The organism is Anoxybacillus sp. (assembly GCF_036834105.1).
Classification (GTDB): domain Bacteria; phylum Bacillota; class Bacilli; order Bacillales; family Anoxybacillaceae; genus Anoxybacillus.
Window position 1 is genome coordinate 1 of the sequence record NZ_DAITON010000173.1, and the last position, 3,744, is coordinate 3,744.

Sequence of the window (3,744 nt, forward strand, 5' to 3'; positions counted from 1 at the left end):
TAAAAAAAAGAAACTTTACATTAACGGCGAATGGGTAGAGTCGGAGTCGTATACACCGCTTTTGTCGCCGTATTCTAGGGAAGTGTTGGCGGAGATACCGATCGCGACAAAACAAGATGTAAATTGGGCGATTGCGGCGGCCGATGAGGCGCGGCGAACGATGGCGCAACTGCCAGCGCACGAACGATCGGCGATTTTAGAGCGGGTTGTTTCGTTGTTGCAACAGCGCGCAGATGAAGCGGCGAAGCTCGTTGCCCTAGAGGCAGCAAAGCCGATCACGACCGCAAAAGCGGAAGTAGCACGCACCATTCAAACATACAAGTTTGCTGCCGAAGAAGCGAAGCGTATTCATGGGGAAACGATTCCTCTTGATGCTACGCCAGGTGGCGAAAACCGCATCGCATTTACGGTGAGAGAACCAATTGGTGTCATTGGTGCTATTACCCCATTTAACTTTCCTTTAAATTTAGTAGCGCATAAGCTAGGGCCTGCGATTGCCTCTGGAAATGCGGTCGTGTTAAAACCTGCGAGCCAAACGCCTCTTTCGGCGTATTTTATCGCGGAACTGTTTGAACAGGCGGGGCTGCCGAAAGGAGCGCTTAATGTCGTGACCGGGAGCGGAAAAACGGTTGGCGATCAAATCGTTGCTGACCCACGTATTAGTATGGTTACATTTACTGGAAGTCCTGAGGTAGGTATCGGCATTCGCAACAAAGCAGGACTGAAACGTGTGACGTTGGAGTTAGGATCAAACTCAGCGGTCATTATTGATGAACATGTGGATATCGATCGTATTATTCCGCGATGCATTGTTGGTGCGTTCTCATTTCAAGGACAAGTGTGCATTTCGTTGCAACGTATTTACGTGCATGAAAAAAGGTATAGAGAATTTGTCGAAAAGTTTGTGGCAGCAGTAAAGCAGTTGAAAGTCGGCGATCCACTTGATCCGAGCACAGATGTATCGGCGCTTATTTCTGAAAAAGACGTCGAGCGTTCGTTACAATGGATTGAAGAGGCGAAACAAGGCGGTGCGACAGTGGCTATTGGTGGGGAGAGACAAGGGAATATTTTACTTCCGACGGTCATTTTAGGCGCGGCACCGACAATGAAAGTATCATGTCAAGAAGTATTTGCACCGATTGTGTTAATTAATCAAGTTTCCTCCATCGATGAAGCGATTGAACTTGTGAATGATTCGCGTTATGGATTGCAAGCTGGCGTATATACAGACAACGTTCACGTCGCATGGGAAGCAGCAGAGAAACTGCATGTCGGCGGGGTGCTTATTAACGATATTCCGACGTTCCGTGTCGATCATATGCCGTATGGTGGGGTGAAAGAAAGTGGCTTTGGCCGAGAAGGCATTCGTTACGCAATCGAAGAAATGACAGAGCTAAAGCTGATTATCTTCAACCGGAACCGATAAAAACGTAACATGCTCGGCTCTTGTCATTCTAAACAAGAGCCGTTTTAACTCCATGCAAATACATACTTTAATGGAATAGCTAAGCCCTCAAATTGTGGGGAGTGCAACGTGTCTTGCTGTCCGTATGTTGCGTGCCGTTGATACGCATCTTCCTGCAAATGGTACACGTGAATCATTTTGTTAGCTGTATCGACAATCCAATATTCAGTAATTCGATAGTGTTGGTAAATATAAAATTTTTCATTGTAGTCTTTTAAAGCGGTTGAAGGTGATAATACCTCGACAACAAGCGTAGGTGATCCGTAACATCCCTTTTTAACAATTTGATTTTTATTACAAATAACTGCAATATCAGGTTGAACAATATCATCAGGGGGTTCATATGTCTCATTTTTGCTAAGGAATACATCAAAGGGTGCCGTAAAAACATAACAATGTTTATTTTGAAAAAAATGACGCAATGCAAAATATAATTCCCCTACTACAAATTGATGTTCTGAAGATGGAGCAGGTGTCATATTATACGGTTTTCCATTTATAAGTTCCCAACGACCTTCCCATGTTTTCCAGTCAGCGTAGGAGTAAATTTTGTTCGGATCAGGGACATTGCTCATTGTTTCACCCTCTTTTGTTTTAAAAGTATGTTTGTTCACGGTTTAAGTTTAACAAAAGAAAGCGAGGAAGTGTAGGGATACAAAATAAGCGATTGAACTAAGATATTGTGATATTTTTTTGGTTTATTTATGGAAATAAACCTTATGTATATGCTTTTAGTAGGAGATTTTTCCGTAAGTTTAAAAGCTTTTTAATTTTGTCATTCTTCATAAGTAACTCTTCACCCCAGTGCTAGTGTATAAAAAAGCCCAGCATAAATAGGGCATTTCTGTCAAAGAAAATACCCTAGGTAGCGGAAAGAACTCGATCTATCGTTTCGCCTGCCAACAGAAGACACAACGAGTCCCACACGTTTTTTCGTGTTTCGTTAGTGTGGAAACGATGCTTCTTGTGATACAAAAAGACTGGGCGAATGTTTCTTCACGAAACGTGCCAGAGATGTTCTCTTTCACTTTAACCTGCTTGGTTATTGTCAAGGGGAACATGAGTTTCTCGCAAGAAACGAAGCGCTTCTTCCTTTCGTTTTTGAAGCCGTCGAACAAAGGCAAGTGCCTTTTTCGGGAGAGGTGTCATCGTTTCCAATCGGTGCTGTACTTCTGCTAAGATGCGATCAACTTAACGGAAGTCGAGCTTGAAAGGCTTGACTTCACGCAAAGAAGCCCCACATCCTTGACACATGTTCACACGATGGACGACACGATGATGTGGATGTTCCACTTGACGGAGAGTTGTTCCCTGATGTCCCTCTTGTCCACCTGGTTTTTCGCCAGATGGCTCGTGTGAAGAACGTATGTTGGCAAAACGGTCAGAAGATGAGGGCAGATGGCTACTGGAGCCGTTTTTTTGTGCGCGCTTCCAGCTCTTGAATGCGATACTTGAGTTGTTCATTTTCTTTGCGTAGCTGCTGGATTTCTGTCAAAAGCTGACCGATGACTTGTTGTTGATGAGCAATCAACTTTTTTTGTTGTTGAACTTTGCCGATGAGGCTCTCTACTGTAAATACAGCTTGTTGTACCGTCAACATGCGATAAGAAATACAAAAAATATTCAGCCCACTTTATGATACGGCTGAATAGTTACAAAATATTTTTAATAATAAGCATTCCAACTGTCGGTTGCGCTATCTTTGCCAACAATTAGTGATAGACTTCTTGAAATGGAACTACCAGCATTGGCTAAGTTAAGAGTTGCTGATAATCTAGCTTCAGCTTTTTCGTTGCTTGTTTCCTTAGAACGAATGATTCTCATGCTTGGATTAGTATAGGTACCACCTGCTGTCCAAATATTCCAGTTTCCAGCCCACTGTATTGAATCATAATCATATCTTACCAAAGTGTAGTCTGCATAAAAGGAGAATCCGTATGTGGCTAGTTGATAGCTTACTAGTCTGTTTGTGCACGATGTTGTGAATGTTCCTGTTGAACAACTTCCACCAGAGATACTATCAGGTGAGATGTACCCTCTTGTTTTTCCATACTTCAACTCTCCAACTTTAACAGAGGGATCTGTAAATTGAGTTTGAGAAGCAGAGCCGTCTGGAAAAAAATATGTGATTGTAACAAGCTCACCATTCACCTCTTTAACTTTTTTTACAGCTTGTTCTGGGCTTAATATATCAGCATCTAATACCTCCCCGTTTTTTAATTTATTACTGTAGATGAGCAAATTTACTAACATAAATTTACAACCAAACAAAAAAAGGA

The 3,744-nt window shown here is 42.4% G+C and carries 3 protein-coding genes and 1 pseudogene; 1 reads left to right on the forward strand and 3 read right to left on the reverse strand.

Annotated features, from left to right (window positions below):
* Positions 1-1,426: aldehyde dehydrogenase family protein (locus tag V7Z64_RS12265; RefSeq protein ID WP_334110574.1), on the forward strand; the 1,426-nt coding region annotated here is incomplete at its 5' end.
* Positions 1,427-1,470: 44 nt separating this feature from the next.
* Here V7Z64_RS12265 and V7Z64_RS12270 read toward each other — a convergent pair.
* From V7Z64_RS12270 to V7Z64_RS12280, 3 genes and pseudogenes are all read right to left on the reverse strand, one after another.
* Positions 1,471-2,040 carry a Uma2 family endonuclease gene (locus tag V7Z64_RS12270; protein ID WP_297987392.1) on the reverse strand — a complete coding sequence of 190 codons (570 nt, stop codon included), beginning with the start codon at positions 2,038-2,040 and terminating at the stop codon, positions 1,471-1,473.
* A 286-nt stretch (positions 2,041-2,326) separates the two neighbouring features.
* A pseudogene (locus tag V7Z64_RS12275) lies at positions 2,327-3,065 on the reverse strand (DUF6444 domain-containing protein).
* A gap of 65 nt (positions 3,066-3,130) precedes the next feature.
* Positions 3,131-3,744 (reverse strand): hypothetical protein (locus tag V7Z64_RS12280; protein ID WP_334110576.1); only part of this gene is annotated, 614 nt, incomplete at its 5' end.